The organism is Armatimonadota bacterium (assembly GCA_016125185.1).
GTDB lineage: Bacteria > Armatimonadota > Fimbriimonadia > Fimbriimonadales > Fimbriimonadaceae > Fimbriimonas.
The window spans coordinates 388,533-404,093 of record WGMG01000002.1 but is presented as its reverse complement, the minus strand read 5'-3'; the positions used below and the strand labels follow the sequence as shown (position 1 = coordinate 404,093).

Genomic DNA, 15,561 nt, shown 5'->3' with positions numbered 1-15,561 from the left:
CTTGGTGCAGACGGGAAAGGGACTTTTGGCGGCTCATCGCGAGCAGGCCCTTCTCATTGACGAGAAGATGAGGGAGGCTGGCCGTACCTTCATGGCAAACTTCTTAGGGAAAGAAGTTGAAGTCGAGAGCATTCTGGATCGATTCACAGAAGCTAAATACGAGTTTCTGATCGACTACTTCATCCACCTGTCGTACGCCTACGCTTTGTCCTCTATGGGAGAAACTCATGCACAACACCGACCTGCTATCGAGTTTTTTGCCCAGGCCGTTATTCTGCAGGCTGCTTTGGGAAAGGATTCACTGGTTGTAGTTGCGACAACCGACACGTTTCAGTACAAGCTCGGAACATCGACCTCGATTCCGATGGAGGCTGGGCCCCACCGCCTACAGATCGGAAAGGATACGCTGGTTCTGGCCTTCAGGCAGCTTGGACATTTGCCATCGACGTACGAGGCGTTTACAGATTCAAAGTCGAAGATTTCGCGGGGAGCCTTTGGGGAAATCTTCCGGGCCCTGGTTCGAAAGAAGAAGACTGCCGAGGAAAAGGAGCAGGAACGCAAGGAGGAAGCTGAGCGATTCGTTGCCGAAGTTAAGCGGATCTGCGATGATTGGAAGATCGACTGCTTGCCTAAGGCGGACCATAAGGGCTGGTTGTTTGAGGAGTTGCAGACCTCTTAACAAAATATGTGGTAGACTCTTGCCCGTCGGCTCGGCGGATGTTCGTTGACCGTTGACTTGAGCCCCTCGCTCCGTTGGAAGGGAGGCTGAATTGAGCGGTAAGCGTTTCTGCTGGGTTTGATCTATCACGGAGCTTAAAACACGATGCCCCTGAGTCCAGATAAGAAACTAGAAGTCATTAAAGAATACGGCGTCAAAGATGGCGATACCGGTTCTGCTGAAGTGCAAATCGCAATCATGCAGGCGAGAATCCTGCAAATCACCGACCACCTTCGAACTCATAAGAAGGATTTCCACAGCCGACGAGGCTTGATGATGCTGGTTGGTAAGCGACGCCGATTGGAAGCCTATTTGCGCAACCGCGACGTCGTGAAGTATCGCGAACTTATCAAGAAACTTGGAATTCGAGAAGTTAAGCCCCGTTAATCGAAACGGAGTTTAAATGATACAAACCTTAGAATTCGAGGTAGGTGGAAAAGAGTTCTACCTCGAAACCGGTCGCGTCGCCAAGCAAGCTGGCGGCGCTGTTTTGCTTGGAATGGGTGAAACCATCGTCCTCGGTGTCGCGACTATGTCCGAAAATCCGCGCGATGGAATCGACTTCCTTCCCCTCACCTGCGACTACGAAGAGCGAAAGTACGCCGTCGGAAAGATTCCCGGCGGATTTATGAAGCGCGGCGGACGACCGAGTGAAAAGGCCGTCCTCGTCAGCCGACTGATGGACCGCCCAATTCGCCCGCTGTTCCCGAAGGGCCTTCGCAACGACGTCCAGGTTATCGCCATGCCGTTTGCGGTGGAGCAGGATTGCCCACCGGACGTGCTCGCGGTTTGTGCCGCTGGCGCGGCAATCGCGGTGAGTGACCTTCCGTTCAAGGCTCCTATCGCCTGCGTTCGAGTTGGACGCATCGACGGTGAGTTCGTTTTGTTCCCGTCTAACGACCAGATCAAAGCGAGTGACCTCGACCTGATCGTCGCGGGCCACAAGGGCGCGATTTCGATGGTCGAAGCCGGCGCGAGTGAAGTTTCCGAAGAAGATATGGCGGCGGCGCTGAAGTTTGGCCACGAGGCTATTCAGCAGATCGCAGAGAAGTTTGAAGAGTTCGCCAAGTTGGTCAACAAGCCAAAGCGAGACGTCAAGCTGTTCGTCATCGACGAGGACCTGAAGAAGAATATCTCAAAGAAGTACGGCAAGGACATCGAGAAGGCTCTCCTTGGAAGCAAGGACAAGGCCGTTCGAGAAAGCGCGCTCAACGACCTCATTAAGGAGATCGTCGAGAAGCTCAAGCCGGAATACGCCGACAAGCCGGAGATTCTAGGACAGCTATCCGAAGCCGCCGACGGTGTGGTGAAGGGAGTTGTTCGAGAGCTGATCATCAGCAAGGACAAGCGACCGGACGGTCGATCGCTTACGCAGATTCGTCCGCTGGAAGCAATCGCAGGAATTCTGCCTCGCGTCCACGGCTCGGGCCTGTTTACCCGCGGTCAGACCCAGGTTATGACGGTTGCGACCCTTGGCCTTCCGGGTGATGCCCAGACGATGGACGGAATCGAGGAAGAAGAGCCGAAGCGCTACATGCACTTCTACAACTTCCCGGCGTATTCGGTTGGCGAGTGCCGCCCGATGCGCGGTCCGGGACGACGAGAAGTCGGTCACGGCGCTCTTGCCGAGCGCGCGCTTCGATCGGTGATCCCGCTCGATGATCCGAACTTCCCGTACACGCTTCTGCTGATCTCCGAGGTTCTGGAGTCCAACGGTTCGACGTCGATGGCGTCGGTCTGCGGTTCGACCCTCGCGCTGATGGATGCCGGTATCAAGATCAAGGCACCGGTCGCCGGTATCGCGATGGGCTTGATGTCCGACGGTAAGGTCTTCAAGGTCCTCACCGACATCATCGGCATGGAAGACTTCTGCGGCGACATGGACTTCAAGGTTGCGGGTACCCGTGCCGGTATCACCGCTCTTCAGCTCGACACGAAGCTGGACGGTATTCCGGACGACGTTCTGGCCCGAGCCCTTAACCAGGCGCTCGACGCTCGACTCGAGATTCTCGATGTCATCGAAGCCGAAATCTCCGAACCGCGAAGCACGGTCGCTGACACGGCTCCGCAGGTGACGACGATCCAGATCAACCCCGAGAAGATCGGTGCGCTGATCGGCCCGGGCGGCGCGACGATCAAGAAGATCACGGCCGAATCCGGCGCTTCGATCGACGTTCAGCAGGATGGCAGGGTGTTGATCGGTTCCAGCGGCGGCGAGCAAGCCCGAGTGGCGATCGCGATGGTGAAGGATGCCGTCGGCGACGTCGAAATGGGTACGGAATTCACCGGCGTTGTGACCCGAATCATGGGTCGCGGCGTGCTGGTTGAACTGAGCAACGGCAAGCAAGGCTTTGTTCCGAAGGAGCACATCACCCTGAAGCCGATTGGCCGAATCGAAGAGGTCGTGAACATGGGCGACACGCTGAACGTGAAGACGTTCGAGCTTGACGCCATGGGCCGACTGAACCTGACGGCGATCGGCGTGAAGCAGGATCTGCCGACCCTGGAAGGCAATGAGGACGGAGTTCCTCCGGCTTCTACCGGTGGCGGCGACGATGGCGGCGGACGACGAGGTGGCGGTGGCCGAGATCGTGGTCCTCGACGCGACGGCGGTGGCCGTGGCGGAGATCGAGATCGAGACCGAGGTCCGCGCCGAGATGGCGGTGGATCGGGCGATCCTGACGCAAAGTTCCGAAAGCGACGCTAAGCACCCAAGGCTCGCTAGGCAAATTAGAAAACCCCGCTCAAACGAGCGGGGTTTTTGTATTTGGGGGCACAGGCGTCTCGCCTGTGGGGTTGATCTTACGGGTTATTCCATTTTGCCGAGGCACTGCTCCAAGGATAGTCTTCAGCCCGATCGCAGAGTCGAGCCATGACTGGATTTTCGTGGATGTATTGAATTCGACTAAGGAAGTGGTCCTCGGTTCGAATATAGCGGTCGAAGGACTCGGATTGCCAAACCGTTTCGTGCTCCGGATGCAGTCGCTTCAATTCGTGGCCAGTGAACGATTTTAATGAGTGGAGGGCTTTTGATAAGGATTGACCCTCATCGATGTAGGCTAGAAAGTGGACATGGTTTGGCATCACAACCCAAGCGACCAAGTGAAAGCTCCTTTCGTGAAGCCAGATGAGAGAATCTTGTACGACCTGAGCACATTTCGGTTCAGCGAGGATGCAAGACCCAATTCCTTGGTCTAGATGGGCCTCCATACGCCGAACCAATTCTTCATTTAGATTCTTGCGATCACGCTTCAATTCTTCATGCATTTGATCAAGCGTGGTTTGAGGAAGGCTATCGGCGAGGCGAAACGTCACGAACTGAGTGTAATTGCTGGCATCGAAGTGCGGGAGATCGCGGCGATACCAGCCCTTATGGTCCATGCGCGGTAGGTTACTTTACTGATGCATTGAACTAGGTGAGTTTGATACAGGCGGGACGCCAGCGCAGTTGGTGATGGTTTGTTAACTGCTCCAGAGGATGATAGTCTGTGGCGGAAGGAGGGAAGATTAGTCATGTCCACAGGCGGGACGCCTGTGCCCCCAAAAAGGCCATCCCATTAGGGCAGATTCCGAAATGGTTTTGGGCAGGGCTTATGTTCGCCCAGTCGATTCTCGCTCGATGAATTCCATTGGCAGGACCTGCACTCTGGTTTCTTGATCCTGGTTGCCGATTCGGTCGAGGAGCCAGGTCCAAGCTTGGTCGATCAGGGCCTCGATCGGCACCTGAAGCGACGAAATCGGGACGCGGAAGTCGGCGGCTTCGGGGTAGTTGCCAATGCCAAAGACCCAGCAGTCTTCGGGAATGCGACCCCCGGCGTTGAGAACGGCCCGGGCTCCGCCGACGGCCAGGTTATCGAGGAACCCAACCACACAATCCGGCATGGGATTGGTCTTGAGATACTCGCTCATCGCCATCTCGGCGCTGTCGCTCGACTCATTTTTGACCGGGATGATGACGGGCTCGAGGCCCGCTTCGAGCATTGCCTCGGTGTAGCCTCGGCGGCGCTGTTCGCGTGGATAGCCGTCGATGATCCATTGTGGGCTGAGATGGACGATTCGCTCCTTTCCAAGTGCGATCATACGTTCGACTTGGCTACGGACGCCACCGTAGACGTCCCAACCAACGGTGTCGCCGTTGGCATATTCTTCCATGGCGAGCACCACCACTGGTGTGCCGTCATTACTCGGATCTTCGCGGAAGGTGCGAAGGGCTTTGCCGGCGTCGAGGGCGATGACGCCGTCGACGGGCCAGAATTCGGGCGGCGGACCTTCGCCTTTGTAGGCGAGGTCGCGGTCAACCGAGATAATCATGAGAGCGTAACCCTCGGCTTTGGCTCGGTCGGAGAGCGCCTGGAGCATGCGCACATAGGTGATCTGGAGTCGGCCAAGGTTGATCCAGATGGCGATGACCTTGGTCTTGCCGGTCTTCATCGCGCGAGCGAGGCGATTGGGGACATAACCAACCTTCTTGGCGGCCTCTCGAACGCGGACGCGGGTGGCTTCGGGAATGCGAACCGATTCGTTTCCGCTCAGAACGTGGGACACGGCCTGAATCGAGAGTCCGGCCTCTTTTGCAACATCTGCCAGCCGAACGCGCTTGATTCGGTAATTCTTTTTGTCCGTCCCCAACGGCTTCATAGTTTAATGCATCCAGACATGGGATTTCCCGGGGCAGTGGGCCACCCCGGGTTCTCATCTTCGTGTGTTCGTCCTACTTCTTGCGCCGTCGGACCAAGATTCCGGCGAGGCCGGCACCCATGACGAGAAGGCTCGCGGGCTCTGGAACCGGATTCAGCTTCAGGTAGAACGCTTGAGTGGCGGTACCGATCGACGGGATGCCGACGCCACAGAAGGTCGTTCCGTCGTCGGACATACCGGACGGAAGCGTCATGTTGAAGCCCTGAAGGTCGATACCTTGTGCGGTCGCGATATCGTTCAGAAGGGTCACAGTGTCAAGCTGTGTGTCCCAAACGAACAGGTGGGCGTCGACGTAGGGATTGAATCCAGATCGAAGATATCGACCCATGGCGTATCGGCCGTTGCCGGAAACCGAAATGATGAGGCCTCGCTCAAGGTTGGATGCCCAGGGGTTCGGAGCGAACTTCGCAGTGCCGGTTGCACGGTCGTAAACGTACGGCTGGAAGCTCGAAGAACTGGTGCCATCGCCTGCGACGTAGCGACCATCGCCCGAGATATCCTCGACGACGCCAAGGTTAATGGTGGTTCCGTTGTAGTCACCGGTCATGGTCTGAATTGCGCCATTGACCCAGATGGAGCCGAACGATGTTCCCTGGTCGTAGCCGCCCACGACGGTACCGTCGTAGTTCGAGGCCGAAATACGTCCGTTGTTGACGGTGTTTGGGTCGAGATCAAGTGCCGGTCCGCCCGGAGTGGACGAGATCGTCGGGTTGACGCGAGCGGCGGTGCCGCCTTGAGCCGTAGTATTGTAGTAAGCCTGACCAAGGATGGTGTTGCCATCGCCAGAAATTCCCCAGGCCGTGCTGGCGGTCGTACCCGAATGGTAGTTCAGGTGGCCATAGTTCTGCCAAGTGCCGGTCGTCACCTCATACTGGCCCATTTCGGTCCAGCCAGTGGATGTATAGGGGTTGGGCGGCCCGGCCATGCTCGCACCGATCTTGGTGCCGTCGTCGGAGATTCGGGCATTGCCGGACTGGACTCCACCAATCTGGACGACGCCGTTAGACTGATTCCAGTAAGCCCAGCCGCCGGTGCCGTAGCCGACCATGGTCGTGCCGTTCCCGCTCAATCCGGTGGGGATGAACGTGTTAGGCATCGTGACGAGCTGCGCGTTTGCCAGCGCCGAGACGAAGGCGCTACCCAAGATGACGAAGAGTTGCTTTTTGTTACCGATCATTGAATACCCGTTCCTGCCATGTCGCCCTTTTGGTCGCGGTTACCAAGCTGTCCGTCGATCATCCGAGCCACTGAATACGCTGTTGCAATAACGTCATTGCAAACAAGGGCATTATACAGCAATATCGTTATAGCTAATCAAGTGGTTTATGTTCCGGTAATTTTACTGGGTGCTATGTTGGGATTGCTAAAGTCCCATTTTGTACATTTTATGACTTTTTTCTCGAAAACCCTTGACAAGGAAATTCGTCATCGTAAACAATCCTTTCTTGCAAATGAGTCCCTTTACACGAGGGTGCTGACGTCGAGATCAATTCGTGACAGGTTGAGTCGACTCCCAGCACGAAAAACATTTGATCGACGTCGCGAAGTAGGCCGTTTTTGCCTTCTTCCCAGAACCAGTTTTGATGCGCGGGCCGTTGGTGTTGGCTTATCTTTTGGGTAGATACACCGCCAGAACCGAACTCTTGTCTGCGCTTCGCCTCCCCTTTTGTGGGCCGGAAGGCTTGGGTTACCGACTGTAAATCTCCCAGGCCGGACGAGACTTGCCTGCATACGACGACAATTTATGTACGGGCCGATGCTGTTGGGTTATCGGAACAAAAGGACGCCGGTTCGAATCCGGCCCCGCCAACTTCGGTTGGCGGGTAGCTCAGCCAGGTAGAGCAATTGACACATCCAGCGCCCCCCCTTTTGCCTGTACTTCGACAACAACTTGTACGGGCCGAAGCATGTGGGTTATCGCCTATCACGCGGAGGGTTGGTGGTTCGAATCCATCCACGCTAACCAATTGGCTAGCGTGTAGCTCAATTGGCTAGAGCATCTATCCACGGCATTCTCTTGCCCGTACTTTGACCTCGGAAGAGTGTGGGCCGTTGCTAGTAGGTTATCGCATCCTAAGCGGAAGGTCGGCGGTTCGAATCCGCCCTTGCTTGCCGAAAGGCTTGCTTGTAGCTCAGTGGCTAGAGCATCTAAAACATCTACGGCGCTCTTTGTCCACACTCTTCCGAGTTCAACAAGTTGCCTTCGGGCCGATGGGTTTGGGTTATCCAACTACACAAAACCATGGAGCGCCTCGGCGGAAAGGCCGGCCGGTCTCGCTTGCGGGATCGAGGTGTTTGGAGCACGGCGGGGAAGACCAAACCTCCCCCTTTGCCCGAGGGCAAACAACATATGATTTGCGGGCCGATGGACGTGGCTTATCGGTTAGCTGAAAAAGCGGGCTGGTTCAAATCCAGCGGTCTTGGGAGCGATCCCTTGACTTGACCACACCGACTTTGCCCGCAGAAGAAACAAGAAACAAATGATCTAGGAGAAAAAAAGAAAATGAAATACAGCAAGTTGTTCAACGCCAAATCGACCCACCAGTCGAGGGCGATCCCGTTTACGAGCCAAGTCGCGAACCATGCCGGCGGCTACTCTTGGAACGTCGATCGATGGACCTTGCTTGATCGGTTTTTGATCCTGGGATGCGAGAACGGAACGTTTTACGTCGGTGAGCGAAAGCTGATGATGGAGAACGCGGCCAACGTCCTCGAAGCGATCAAGGAAGACGGAGAACGAGTCGTTGCGCGCATCGCCGAGGTTAGCCACGGCGGAAACGCACCGAAGAACGATCCGGCGATCTTTGCTCTGGCATTGGCGGCGTCGTTCGGAAACGATAAGACTCGTGCGGCCGCGTTCGACGCTTTGCCGAAGGTTTGCCGAACCGGAACCCACCTCTTCGCGTTTGCCGAAGCTTGCGACGGGATGCGAGGATGGGGACGTGGACTCCGAAAGGCGGTCGCGAAGTGGTACAACGCGCAATCGGCGGACTCGCTTGAGTACGGCGTGGTGAAGTACCAAGCGCGCGGCGGATGGTCGAACCGAGACCTTTTGAGGCTCTCGCACCCGGTGGCGAGCACTGAGAAGCACAACGTGCTTTACAAGTGGATCGTTGACGGGGAGATCACCGGCGAACTGCCGCTCGTGCAGGCGACATTGACTCTGCGCGAAACACACGACTTGGACGAAGCGGTTCGATTGGTCCGCGAGCACCGTGTGCCGCGAGAGGCTTTGCCGACCGAGATGCTGAAAGAAAAGGCGATCTGGCAGGCATTGCTGGCCGATATGCCGCTCACGGCGATGATCCGAAACTTGGGCAACATGACGAAGGTCGGGTTGCTGGAGGAAGGATGGTTCGTGAAGGATAAGTCGGCCACTCGGACGGTCGTCGAGGCCCTTGGGAACGAGGAGCGACTGAAGAAGTCGCGAATCCACCCGGTGGCGATCTTGGCGGCGATGAACACCTATGCGGGTGGGCATGGCGTCCGAGGAGGCGGAACGTGGAAGGCGGTGAAGGAAGTCCTGACGGCTCTGGACAAGGCGTTCTACACTTCGTTCGGAAACGTCGAGAAATCTGGAAAGCGGATCCTCGTCGGATTGGACGTTTCGGGATCGATGCGCGGAACTTCGGTTGCGGGCGTCGCCGGGCTCGACTGCCGAAAGGCGTGTGGAGCGATGGCGTTGATCACCGAGGCGGTTGAAGACCACGTAACGCACGTGGCCTTCGATACCAAATCGTACAAATTGAACATTTCGCAAAAAATGCGATTGGATGCAGTCGTGGACTTGCTCGCCAAGACAGGTGGAGGAGGGACCGACTGTGCGCTTCCGATCCAGTATGCAATGGAGCACAAGATCGCGGTCGACGCGTTCGTGATCTACACGGACTCGGAGACGTGGCAGGGATCTCAACATCCGGCCCAAGCGATCGAGGCTTACCGCCGAAAGACGGGGATCGATGCGAAGCTGATCGTGGTGGCTATGGCTTCGACGAGAGTGAGCATCGGGAACCCGGGCGATGCGGGGACGCTTAACATCGTGGGATTCGATACGTCGGTTCCGCAGGTGATCAGTCAGTTCATCGCGTGACGCTTGTCCTTCCTCCTTCGGGAGGAAGGGTTGGGATGGAGGGGCGAGTTCAACGGTTCCACGCAATTTGGAGAATCGCTGAATGCTCGCCCCTTTTTCGCAATCAGAAGGGGCTTTTTTGTTATGCCTTCTTGCGTCGGCGCAGGAGCATGAGGCCGCCGAGTCCGAGGGCGGCGAAGGTCGCCGGTTCCGGAACGGCCTGGAAGTTGTCGACCACGACGTCATAGCTGTTGGTCGTGCCAACCCACGACAGCGGTCGCCAGCCCTGGATGAAGCCAGATTCGAGTGAAGCCACATTGGCCCAGCCCGCATTGCTATCGCTGTGGACGAGCACACCGTTGACGTACGAGTTCAGCGAGGTGCCGTCGAAGATCATCGAGAGGTTGTTCCAACCGTCGAGCTGAACGTTAGCCGAAGCGAGCGGGATAACCGAAATGTTGCCCGTGTAGGTGTCGAACGTTTCGATGTTGAGGCCGTTGCCGTCGCCTTCGTTGTAGAAGCCGACCGTCGGATAGGCGTCGTTACCGATGGTTTGGGTGACGTCGTCGTAGCGAGCCCAGAGGTCGCCACCGCGCTTGTCGTCGGAGCCGCTTGCGGTACCGTTCCACGAAGACGGGACGTAGATGTCCATGCTGAGCTTCGTTCCCACCGCCGGAAGGGCAAAGCCCGTCGAATGGGCGGTGTCGCCATAGCGCTGTTCTCCCTGGAAGTCGTAGAACGAGTTGGTCTGACCAGAGTCGTCCCACACGGAGAGCTTCGCGGCGGTGTGGCCAAAGAAGTTCCCGGTCGTGAACGACAGAGGAGCCTCGCGGTCCACGCCGTAGTAGTCCAGCTGACTGGACGAGTCGAAGTTGTCACTGAAGTAACCTTGCGCGTTCCCCAGCGATGCCAAGCCTGCAAAAATGCTAATGGTAATTAAATGAGTTTTCATGAGAGGTATCTCCAAAACCTCGTCAATGTTATCAGGGTTTTTGAACCTGATGTTGCAAATCTGGCAGTTCTACTAGCGCGCAAAATTACCATTTTTGGTCTTGAGGGTATCTCGATAGATTAGCCAGCAATTGTTCGGTATTGAATTTCTCAGGTTGACCAAGGCCAAGGTAGGCACTTGTACTTGGGGCGTGGCCGATCAATAATGAGGCATGAAACACTTTGCCCTTTTGGGATGGATCGCTTTGTCTTCGTCCGTGTTTGCTCAAGCCAATGTCGCGGAGGCGAACAATGTTTTTGCGCAAGTCAAGGCGATGGTTGGCGGCGTGTGGCGCGGTACAGTCGGCGAGAAGTTGCCAGTGGAGATTCGTTTTCGGCTCGTCGAAGATGGCCGAGTGGTGGAGTCAGACGGCATTGTCGGCGATCCCAAGAAGCCGGTATTGAAGATGCACGCCAAGATGGGCATCGATCCCGAAACGAATCAGGTTTTCTACCTTGACCAGCACAACGGGACGACGATCTATTTCGGCCACATCACCCTAGGAACGGGTGAGCTGATTTTCGATTTCACCGGGTTATCCGGCGATACTGGCCATTGGCGAAATCACTCGAAGATTGTTGGCGACCAGTATGAGACGACGCTGAACGTCGTAGATGCGGAGGGAAAGGAGACGGCCCTTCATCCGTTGGTTTTGAAGCGAGAGAAGGGCTAGAAGCCTAAAAGAGATGCGGCACGAAGCGCGCCATATTGTCGGTAATGAGGCCGTCCGTCTCGCGGATGCCGATGCCACGCGCGTCTTCGCCGACGATCCAGCTTCCGATGATCGGGTGGTTGCCGTCAAAGTTCGGAATCTCGACATACTCCTGAAACAGGCTTCCCGATGCCGCATAGTCGCCACCTCGGCTCTCGACGACCGAGCCGCCGTCGTAAATCGTGACATTGGCGCCCTCCCGACCAAGGATTGCCTTTTCGACGTACCGCCGCATACTTCGGGGTCCGTCCAGATAGGCGGGCAGTAGATATGGCGACGAAGGAAAGAGTTCATAAAGGAGGGCCATCAGCGCCTTGTTGGAGAGCACCATCTTCCATACCGGTTCGATCCATTGGGTGTCCTTCAGGTTGTCGAGGGCGAGATCGCCGAACTGTTCTTTGACCATCCACTCCCAGGGGTAGAGCTTAAAGATGGTCCAAATCTTCATGTTGTTCTCGTCGGCGAACCACTGACGGGCGTGATCCCAGCCGATGTTCTCCATGAGCAGGGAGACGGTCGCGAGTCCAGCTTCCTGCGCAGTATCGCGGAGGACCGCCACCGTTAACTCGTCTTCCCAGAGATCGCCATGACCGAAGTGGATTTGGCTTCCGAGGAGCTTTCGGTTTGTTTTCAGCCACGTCCACTGCTCGACGAGCCCTTCCCAGATCGAGTTGAACTGGTCTCGGTGCGGAAACAAATCTTGCAGCCACTTCCATTGGATGACGGCGGCTTCGAGGAGCGCGGTCGGTGTGTCGGCGTTGTATTCCAGGAGCTTGGGTGGGTGGAAGCCGTCGTACACGAAGTCGAACCTGCCGTAAAGGGTCGGAGGCTCGGCTTCCCACGACCATTCGATCGCCTGAATGACCTTTGGCGAGAAGCCGAATAGGTCATAGCGCTTTTCGGTGATGACGTGGTCGATGGCCTCGAGGCACATCGCGTGCAGCTTGTTGGTGGCGGTTTCGAGTTCGTCGATTTCACGAGCCGTAAATTCGTAATAAGCGCTTTCGTTCCAGTAGACGAGATCTTCATCGGTGTGGAACACGAGGCCCCATTCCTCGACCTTTGCCTGCCAATTTGGGCGAGGAGCAATCGGAATTCTTCTCATTGGCGTTTAAGAGAATGCGCTGAAGCCTCGACCGGTCGATCCGAATCCACCTCGGGATGTGCTTGTCGAGCTATGGGAAACAAACCCTCCACTGGAGGAGTGGATATCGGACCCTGCTCTCGGAGTCGAGGTGAAATTGGTGACCCTCCCGCTTGAAACGCTACCATCGTAGCCCCATCGCGGTGACCGTATAAGACGCCCGGCATGATAGTAGCCTGGGTAGTAGCTGGTGGTGTTGCGGCAGTATGAGTCGGGCACGACTTGGTTCGAATTTGTATCGATGCAGACGTTACCAGTGGACGATGGAACGCGGGCATATCGTCCTCCACGGTACGTGGTGGCGATGATCGGATTGGTGCAGGCCGTATCGGGAAGAATGGTGCCGTTAGTTGGGTCCACGCACCGCCGGACGGAGACGGGGCTGGAGCAACCCTGGAGGATGAGCGCGGCGACTGCCGCACAGAACGTCGCTGGTACAGCAGAAGATTTTTTCACAATGAAAAGATACTATTTCTAGGGATTTTTGGGTTGCACTATTTCAGCAGGGATTTCGATCGAAGAAGTTGATGCAGTTGGTCGCGTTCACGCGAAGAAGGAAACGCTGAATCGGGGATTTGGACGACGTAGAGGCGAGACAGGTAGAGGTTGGTGACCTCGTAAACATGGCTGGCCTGTACCACATCGCTCCAGACCGTGTAAGAATGGCTGCCAGAATCCGACCTCGAAGTGTAGCCGTCTTCGTCGAATTCCATGATCCGCCTCCGCTCAAAAATCCCTTTATTTAGCTTCAAGATGACCCGCTTCTGGCTGGCAGAAAAGGAAAGGAGCGTTCCATAGGCAACCTCGGCGACAAAGACAATGACAGCTATGGGGACTCCATTTTGTACACCAGAGAAAGCGACGACGAGCGCACCGATCAAGCCGAGCAGGATTGAAATTGGGACGTACAGCCGAAGGTTTGCCTTGACGGCAAGCTTCCGAAAATGGTCCGGTGTCATGGAGAAAGTCAGCGTCGTCAGTTTCATGGGATCGAAGACATTGTAACAATCCTGCGGCGAGGAATCGGTACCTAAGTGCATCCACGGAACGATCTCAGGTAAATTCTTTGGACTGCCAAATGGACTGGTTACACAGCCTAAACCCCACCATCCAAGACGTTCTTTCTGCATTCGGGCGGGCTATTCTGGCAATCATCCCAATCTTCGCTCCGGTTCCTTTCATCATTTGGTACGAGCGACGCCTCCTTTCTTGGATGCAGGATCGCATCGGTCCGAACCGAACGGGCAACATCACTTTCTCGCGCACCAGTAAGGTCGTTCCGGGCTTTCTGAGGGGTAAAAAGTTCAAGCTTTTCGGCCTAGCGCAGTCCATGGCCGATGGTCTGAAGCTCTTTTTGAAGGAGGACATCATGCCGGACAAGACCGACCGGTTCCTCTTCATCCTTGCGCCACTGATCGCTTTGTTTGTCGCATTGACGCTTGGCTGCACCATTCCCTATGGCGGCGACACGCGATTTACTCCGGTGGCCGACGTCAATATTGGTCTGCTCTATATCCTCGCGATTTCCTCGCTTGGTGCGTATTCAACGGTTTTGGCCGGATACAGCTCGAACAACAAATATTCTCTGCTTGGTGGTTTGCGAGCCTCGGCCCAGTTGATCTCTTATGAGTTGGCGATGGGTGTTTCTCTGGCGGCGATGGTGATGACCACCGGTTCGCTGAAGATGACGGACATAGTTAATGCGCAGGCTCAGCCGCTATTTGGCGAGATCAGCTTCCTGCACAACTGGAACATCCTCACCCCGATGGGCTTTATTTCCGCAGTGGTGTTCTTCATCTGCATGCTGGCGGAGACCAACCGGCCGCCGTTCGACCTTCCTGAAGCGGAAAACGAACTGGTGGCGGGCTATCACACCGAGTACAGCACGAAACGGTGGGGCTTGTTCATGATGGCCGAGTACATGGCGATGTTCACCTTCAGCATGGTGTTCGCCACGGTCTTCCTTGGCGGGTACCAGCTTCCGATCCGATGGGATGCGCTGGCGCCGCTCGAGAACAGCTACCTGATGGGGCTGGTCGTGATGTTGTTCAAGGGCGCGGTCGGCCTCTCGGTTTACATTTGGGTACGGGCTACGTTCCCACGGCTGCGTTATGACCAGTTGATGAACCTGGGCTGGCGCTTCCTCCTTCCGCTGGCGGTGGCAAACCTAATGATCACGGCTACGTGGATTTTTGCCACGAAAGTTTATAGCCCGACCGCAGGCTGGATCACGGGCATCGTGCTCTATGCGATCCTGTTCTTTGTGTGGGCGATGGTTCGGCATCGGGCCAAGAAGCTGGAGCCGCAATACCGCTCGCGCAGTGTGAACATGGTGTCGTCGAACCGCCGAACCGTCGAGGTGGTTTCGAACAAGGAGGCGACTTCGTGAAGATCACTCCCGAACTGATCGTGTTTGCCATGCTGGCGGGTCCGGCAGCGTTGGGCGCGGTCGGCGTGGTGGCCTCTAAGAGCGCGGTTCGAAGCGCGCTGTGCCTCGTTTTCAACTTCTTCCTGCTGGCGTTCCTCTACTTCAGCCTGAATATGGAGCTTTTGGGTATCTCGCAGATCATGGTGTACGCCGGCGCGATCATGGTTTTGTTCGTGTTCGTGATCATGCTTTTGAATCCGAAGCTGTTGGAGGAAAAGCGGGACCTGAAGCGACCGATCGGATTGCTATTTGGTTTTGTGCTGTTCGGGTTGTTGGCGAGCCAGATTCTGCCCGCAACGATCAATGTCGACGCCGCTCCGGTGGTGAACCAGGTTGGCAGTCCGCAGTTGATTGGCGACGCTTTGTTCACGTCGTACGTGTTCCCGTTTGAAGTTGTGAGTATCTTGTTGCTCGTCGGCGTTGTCGGCTCCGTCTTTTTGGCTAAAAAGAGGACTCCATGAACGGCGTACCGCTAGCCGCCTATCTCGGCCTCAGCATGTTCATGTTCACAACCGGTGTGGTCGGTGTCATTATTCGCCGAAACCCGATCGTGATTTTCATGTGCATCGAACTGATGCTGAATGCCGTCAACCTTGCTTTCCTTTCATTTGCGCGGTACCGCTTTGCAACCGAGGGCCATACGTTGGCACAAGGCATGAGCGGGCCTATGATGGTCATCTTCGTAATGGCGGTTGCGGCGGCAGAAGTCGCGGTTGGCCTGGGCATCATTATGGCGATCTATCGACTGAAGGAAGAAGTCGATGTCGACGATTTGAACTTGATCAAGGGGTAAGGGATGGA

The 15,561-nt window shown here is 56.2% G+C and carries 14 protein-coding genes and 1 pseudogene; 8 read left to right on the top strand and 7 right to left on the bottom strand.

The window, feature by feature from the left end:
• Positions 1-4 precede the first annotated feature (4 nt).
• The 3 genes and pseudogenes from GC165_05025 (at position 5) to GC165_05015 (ending at position 3,191) form a co-directional block, all read left to right on the top strand.
• Positions 5-679, top strand: a complete 675-nt coding sequence (locus tag GC165_05025; GenBank protein ID MBI1332223.1) for a hypothetical protein — start codon at positions 5-7, stop codon at positions 677-679.
• Between the two features lie 144 nt (positions 680-823).
• The gene (rpsO, locus tag GC165_05020; GenBank protein MBI1332222.1) at positions 824-1,105 is read left to right on the top strand and encodes a 30S ribosomal protein S15; all 282 of its coding nucleotides are present in this window, start codon (positions 824-826) and stop codon (positions 1,103-1,105) included.
• Positions 1,106-1,121: 16 nt separating this feature from the next.
• Positions 1,122-3,191 (top strand): annotated as a pseudogene (locus GC165_05015) (polyribonucleotide nucleotidyltransferase).
• Positions 3,192-3,520: 329 nt separating this feature from the next.
• Here GC165_05015 and GC165_05010 read toward each other — a convergent pair.
• The 3 genes from GC165_05010 to GC165_05000 all read right to left on the bottom strand — a co-directional run bounded on the left by GC165_05010 (position 3,521) and on the right by GC165_05000 (position 6,593).
• Positions 3,521-4,099: a transposase gene (locus tag GC165_05010; GenBank protein MBI1332221.1), complete on the bottom strand. Its 579-nt coding sequence runs from the start codon at positions 4,097-4,099 to the stop codon at positions 3,521-3,523.
• 210 nt (positions 4,100-4,309) lie between these two features.
• Positions 4,310-5,356 carry a LacI family DNA-binding transcriptional regulator gene (locus GC165_05005; GenBank protein ID MBI1332220.1) on the bottom strand — a complete coding sequence of 349 codons (1,047 nt, stop codon included), beginning with the start codon at positions 5,354-5,356 and terminating at the stop codon, positions 4,310-4,312.
• Positions 5,357-5,429: 73 nt separating this feature from the next.
• The gene (locus GC165_05000) at positions 5,430-6,593 is read right to left on the bottom strand and encodes a PEP-CTERM sorting domain-containing protein (GenBank protein ID MBI1332219.1); all 1,164 of its coding nucleotides are present in this window, start codon (positions 6,591-6,593) and stop codon (positions 5,430-5,432) included.
• Between the two features lie 1,326 nt (positions 6,594-7,919).
• Between GC165_05000 and GC165_04995 the strand changes: the two genes are divergently transcribed.
• The gene (locus GC165_04995) at positions 7,920-9,506 is read left to right on the top strand and encodes a TROVE domain-containing protein (GenBank protein MBI1332218.1); all 1,587 of its coding nucleotides are present in this window, start codon (positions 7,920-7,922) and stop codon (positions 9,504-9,506) included.
• A 121-nt stretch (positions 9,507-9,627) separates the two neighbouring features.
• Here the strand turns inward: GC165_04995 and GC165_04990 are convergent, their stop codons facing one another.
• Positions 9,628-10,437: a PEP-CTERM sorting domain-containing protein gene (locus tag GC165_04990; protein MBI1332217.1), complete on the bottom strand. Its 810-nt coding sequence runs from the start codon at positions 10,435-10,437 to the stop codon at positions 9,628-9,630.
• Between the two features lie 211 nt (positions 10,438-10,648).
• Between GC165_04990 and GC165_04985 the strand changes: the two genes are divergently transcribed.
• The gene (locus GC165_04985; GenBank protein ID MBI1332216.1) at positions 10,649-11,149 is read left to right on the top strand and encodes a hypothetical protein; all 501 of its coding nucleotides are present in this window, start codon (positions 10,649-10,651) and stop codon (positions 11,147-11,149) included.
• A gap of 4 nt (positions 11,150-11,153) precedes the next feature.
• Here the strand turns inward: GC165_04985 and GC165_04980 are convergent, their stop codons facing one another.
• The 3 genes from GC165_04980 to GC165_04970 are packed head-to-tail and all read right to left on the bottom strand — an operon-like array spanning position 11,154 to position 13,318.
• The gene (locus GC165_04980) at positions 11,154-12,293 is read right to left on the bottom strand and encodes a glutathionylspermidine synthase family protein (protein ID MBI1332215.1); all 1,140 of its coding nucleotides are present in this window, start codon (positions 12,291-12,293) and stop codon (positions 11,154-11,156) included.
• A 6-nt stretch (positions 12,294-12,299) separates the two neighbouring features.
• Positions 12,300-12,788, bottom strand: a complete 489-nt coding sequence (locus GC165_04975; protein MBI1332214.1) for a hypothetical protein — start codon at positions 12,786-12,788, stop codon at positions 12,300-12,302.
• A 38-nt stretch (positions 12,789-12,826) separates the two neighbouring features.
• On the bottom strand, positions 12,827-13,318 hold the full coding sequence (locus GC165_04970) for a hypothetical protein (protein MBI1332213.1): 492 nt from the start codon (positions 13,316-13,318) through the stop codon (positions 12,827-12,829).
• A gap of 92 nt (positions 13,319-13,410) precedes the next feature.
• Here GC165_04970 and GC165_04965 point away from each other — a divergent pair, with 92 nt between their 5' ends.
• Genes GC165_04965 through nuoK form a run of 3 tightly spaced genes read left to right on the top strand, consistent with a single transcriptional unit; the run spans position 13,411 to position 15,553 of the window.
• Complete coding sequence (locus tag GC165_04965) at positions 13,411-14,721, top strand: hypothetical protein (protein MBI1332212.1); 1,311 nt, start codon at positions 13,411-13,413, stop codon at positions 14,719-14,721.
• Entirely contained in the window at positions 14,718-15,221 is a 504-nt protein-coding gene (locus GC165_04960; GenBank protein MBI1332211.1) for an NADH-quinone oxidoreductase subunit J, read from the top strand. The genes GC165_04965 and GC165_04960 overlap by 4 nt, the downstream gene beginning before the upstream one ends.
• Positions 15,218-15,553: an NADH-quinone oxidoreductase subunit NuoK gene (gene nuoK / locus GC165_04955; protein ID MBI1332210.1), complete on the top strand. Its 336-nt coding sequence runs from the start codon at positions 15,218-15,220 to the stop codon at positions 15,551-15,553. Before GC165_04960 ends, nuoK begins: the two co-directional genes overlap by 4 nt.
• The last annotated feature ends 8 nt before the right edge of the window (positions 15,554-15,561 follow it).

What these genes read in the sequence shown, in the direction of transcription:
- rpsO (MBI1332222.1), top strand. Translation starts at nt 824, where the DNA reads ATGCCCCTGAGTCCAGATAAGAAACTAGAAGTCATTAAAGAATACGGC.
- GC165_05010 (MBI1332221.1), bottom strand. Translation starts at nt 4,099, where the DNA reads ATGGACCATAAGGGCTGGTATCGCCGCGATCTCCCGCACTTCGATGCC.
- GC165_05005 (MBI1332220.1), bottom strand. Translation starts at nt 5,356, where the DNA reads ATGAAGCCGTTGGGGACGGACAAAAAGAATTACCGAATCAAGCGCGTT.
- GC165_05000 (MBI1332219.1), bottom strand. Translation starts at nt 6,593, where the DNA reads ATGATCGGTAACAAAAAGCAACTCTTCGTCATCTTGGGTAGCGCCTTC.
- GC165_04995 (MBI1332218.1), top strand. Translation starts at nt 7,920, where the DNA reads ATGAAATACAGCAAGTTGTTCAACGCCAAATCGACCCACCAGTCGAGG.
- GC165_04990 (MBI1332217.1), bottom strand. Translation starts at nt 10,437, where the DNA reads ATGAAAACTCATTTAATTACCATTAGCATTTTTGCAGGCTTGGCATCG.
- GC165_04985 (MBI1332216.1), top strand. Translation starts at nt 10,649, where the DNA reads ATGAAACACTTTGCCCTTTTGGGATGGATCGCTTTGTCTTCGTCCGTG.
- GC165_04980 (MBI1332215.1), bottom strand. Translation starts at nt 12,293, where the DNA reads ATGAGAAGAATTCCGATTGCTCCTCGCCCAAATTGGCAGGCAAAGGTC.
- GC165_04970 (MBI1332213.1), bottom strand. Translation starts at nt 13,318, where the DNA reads ATGAAACTGACGACGCTGACTTTCTCCATGACACCGGACCATTTTCGG.
- GC165_04965 (MBI1332212.1), top strand. Translation starts at nt 13,411, where the DNA reads ATGGACTGGTTACACAGCCTAAACCCCACCATCCAAGACGTTCTTTCT.
- nuoK (MBI1332210.1), top strand. Translation starts at nt 15,218, where the DNA reads ATGAACGGCGTACCGCTAGCCGCCTATCTCGGCCTCAGCATGTTCATG.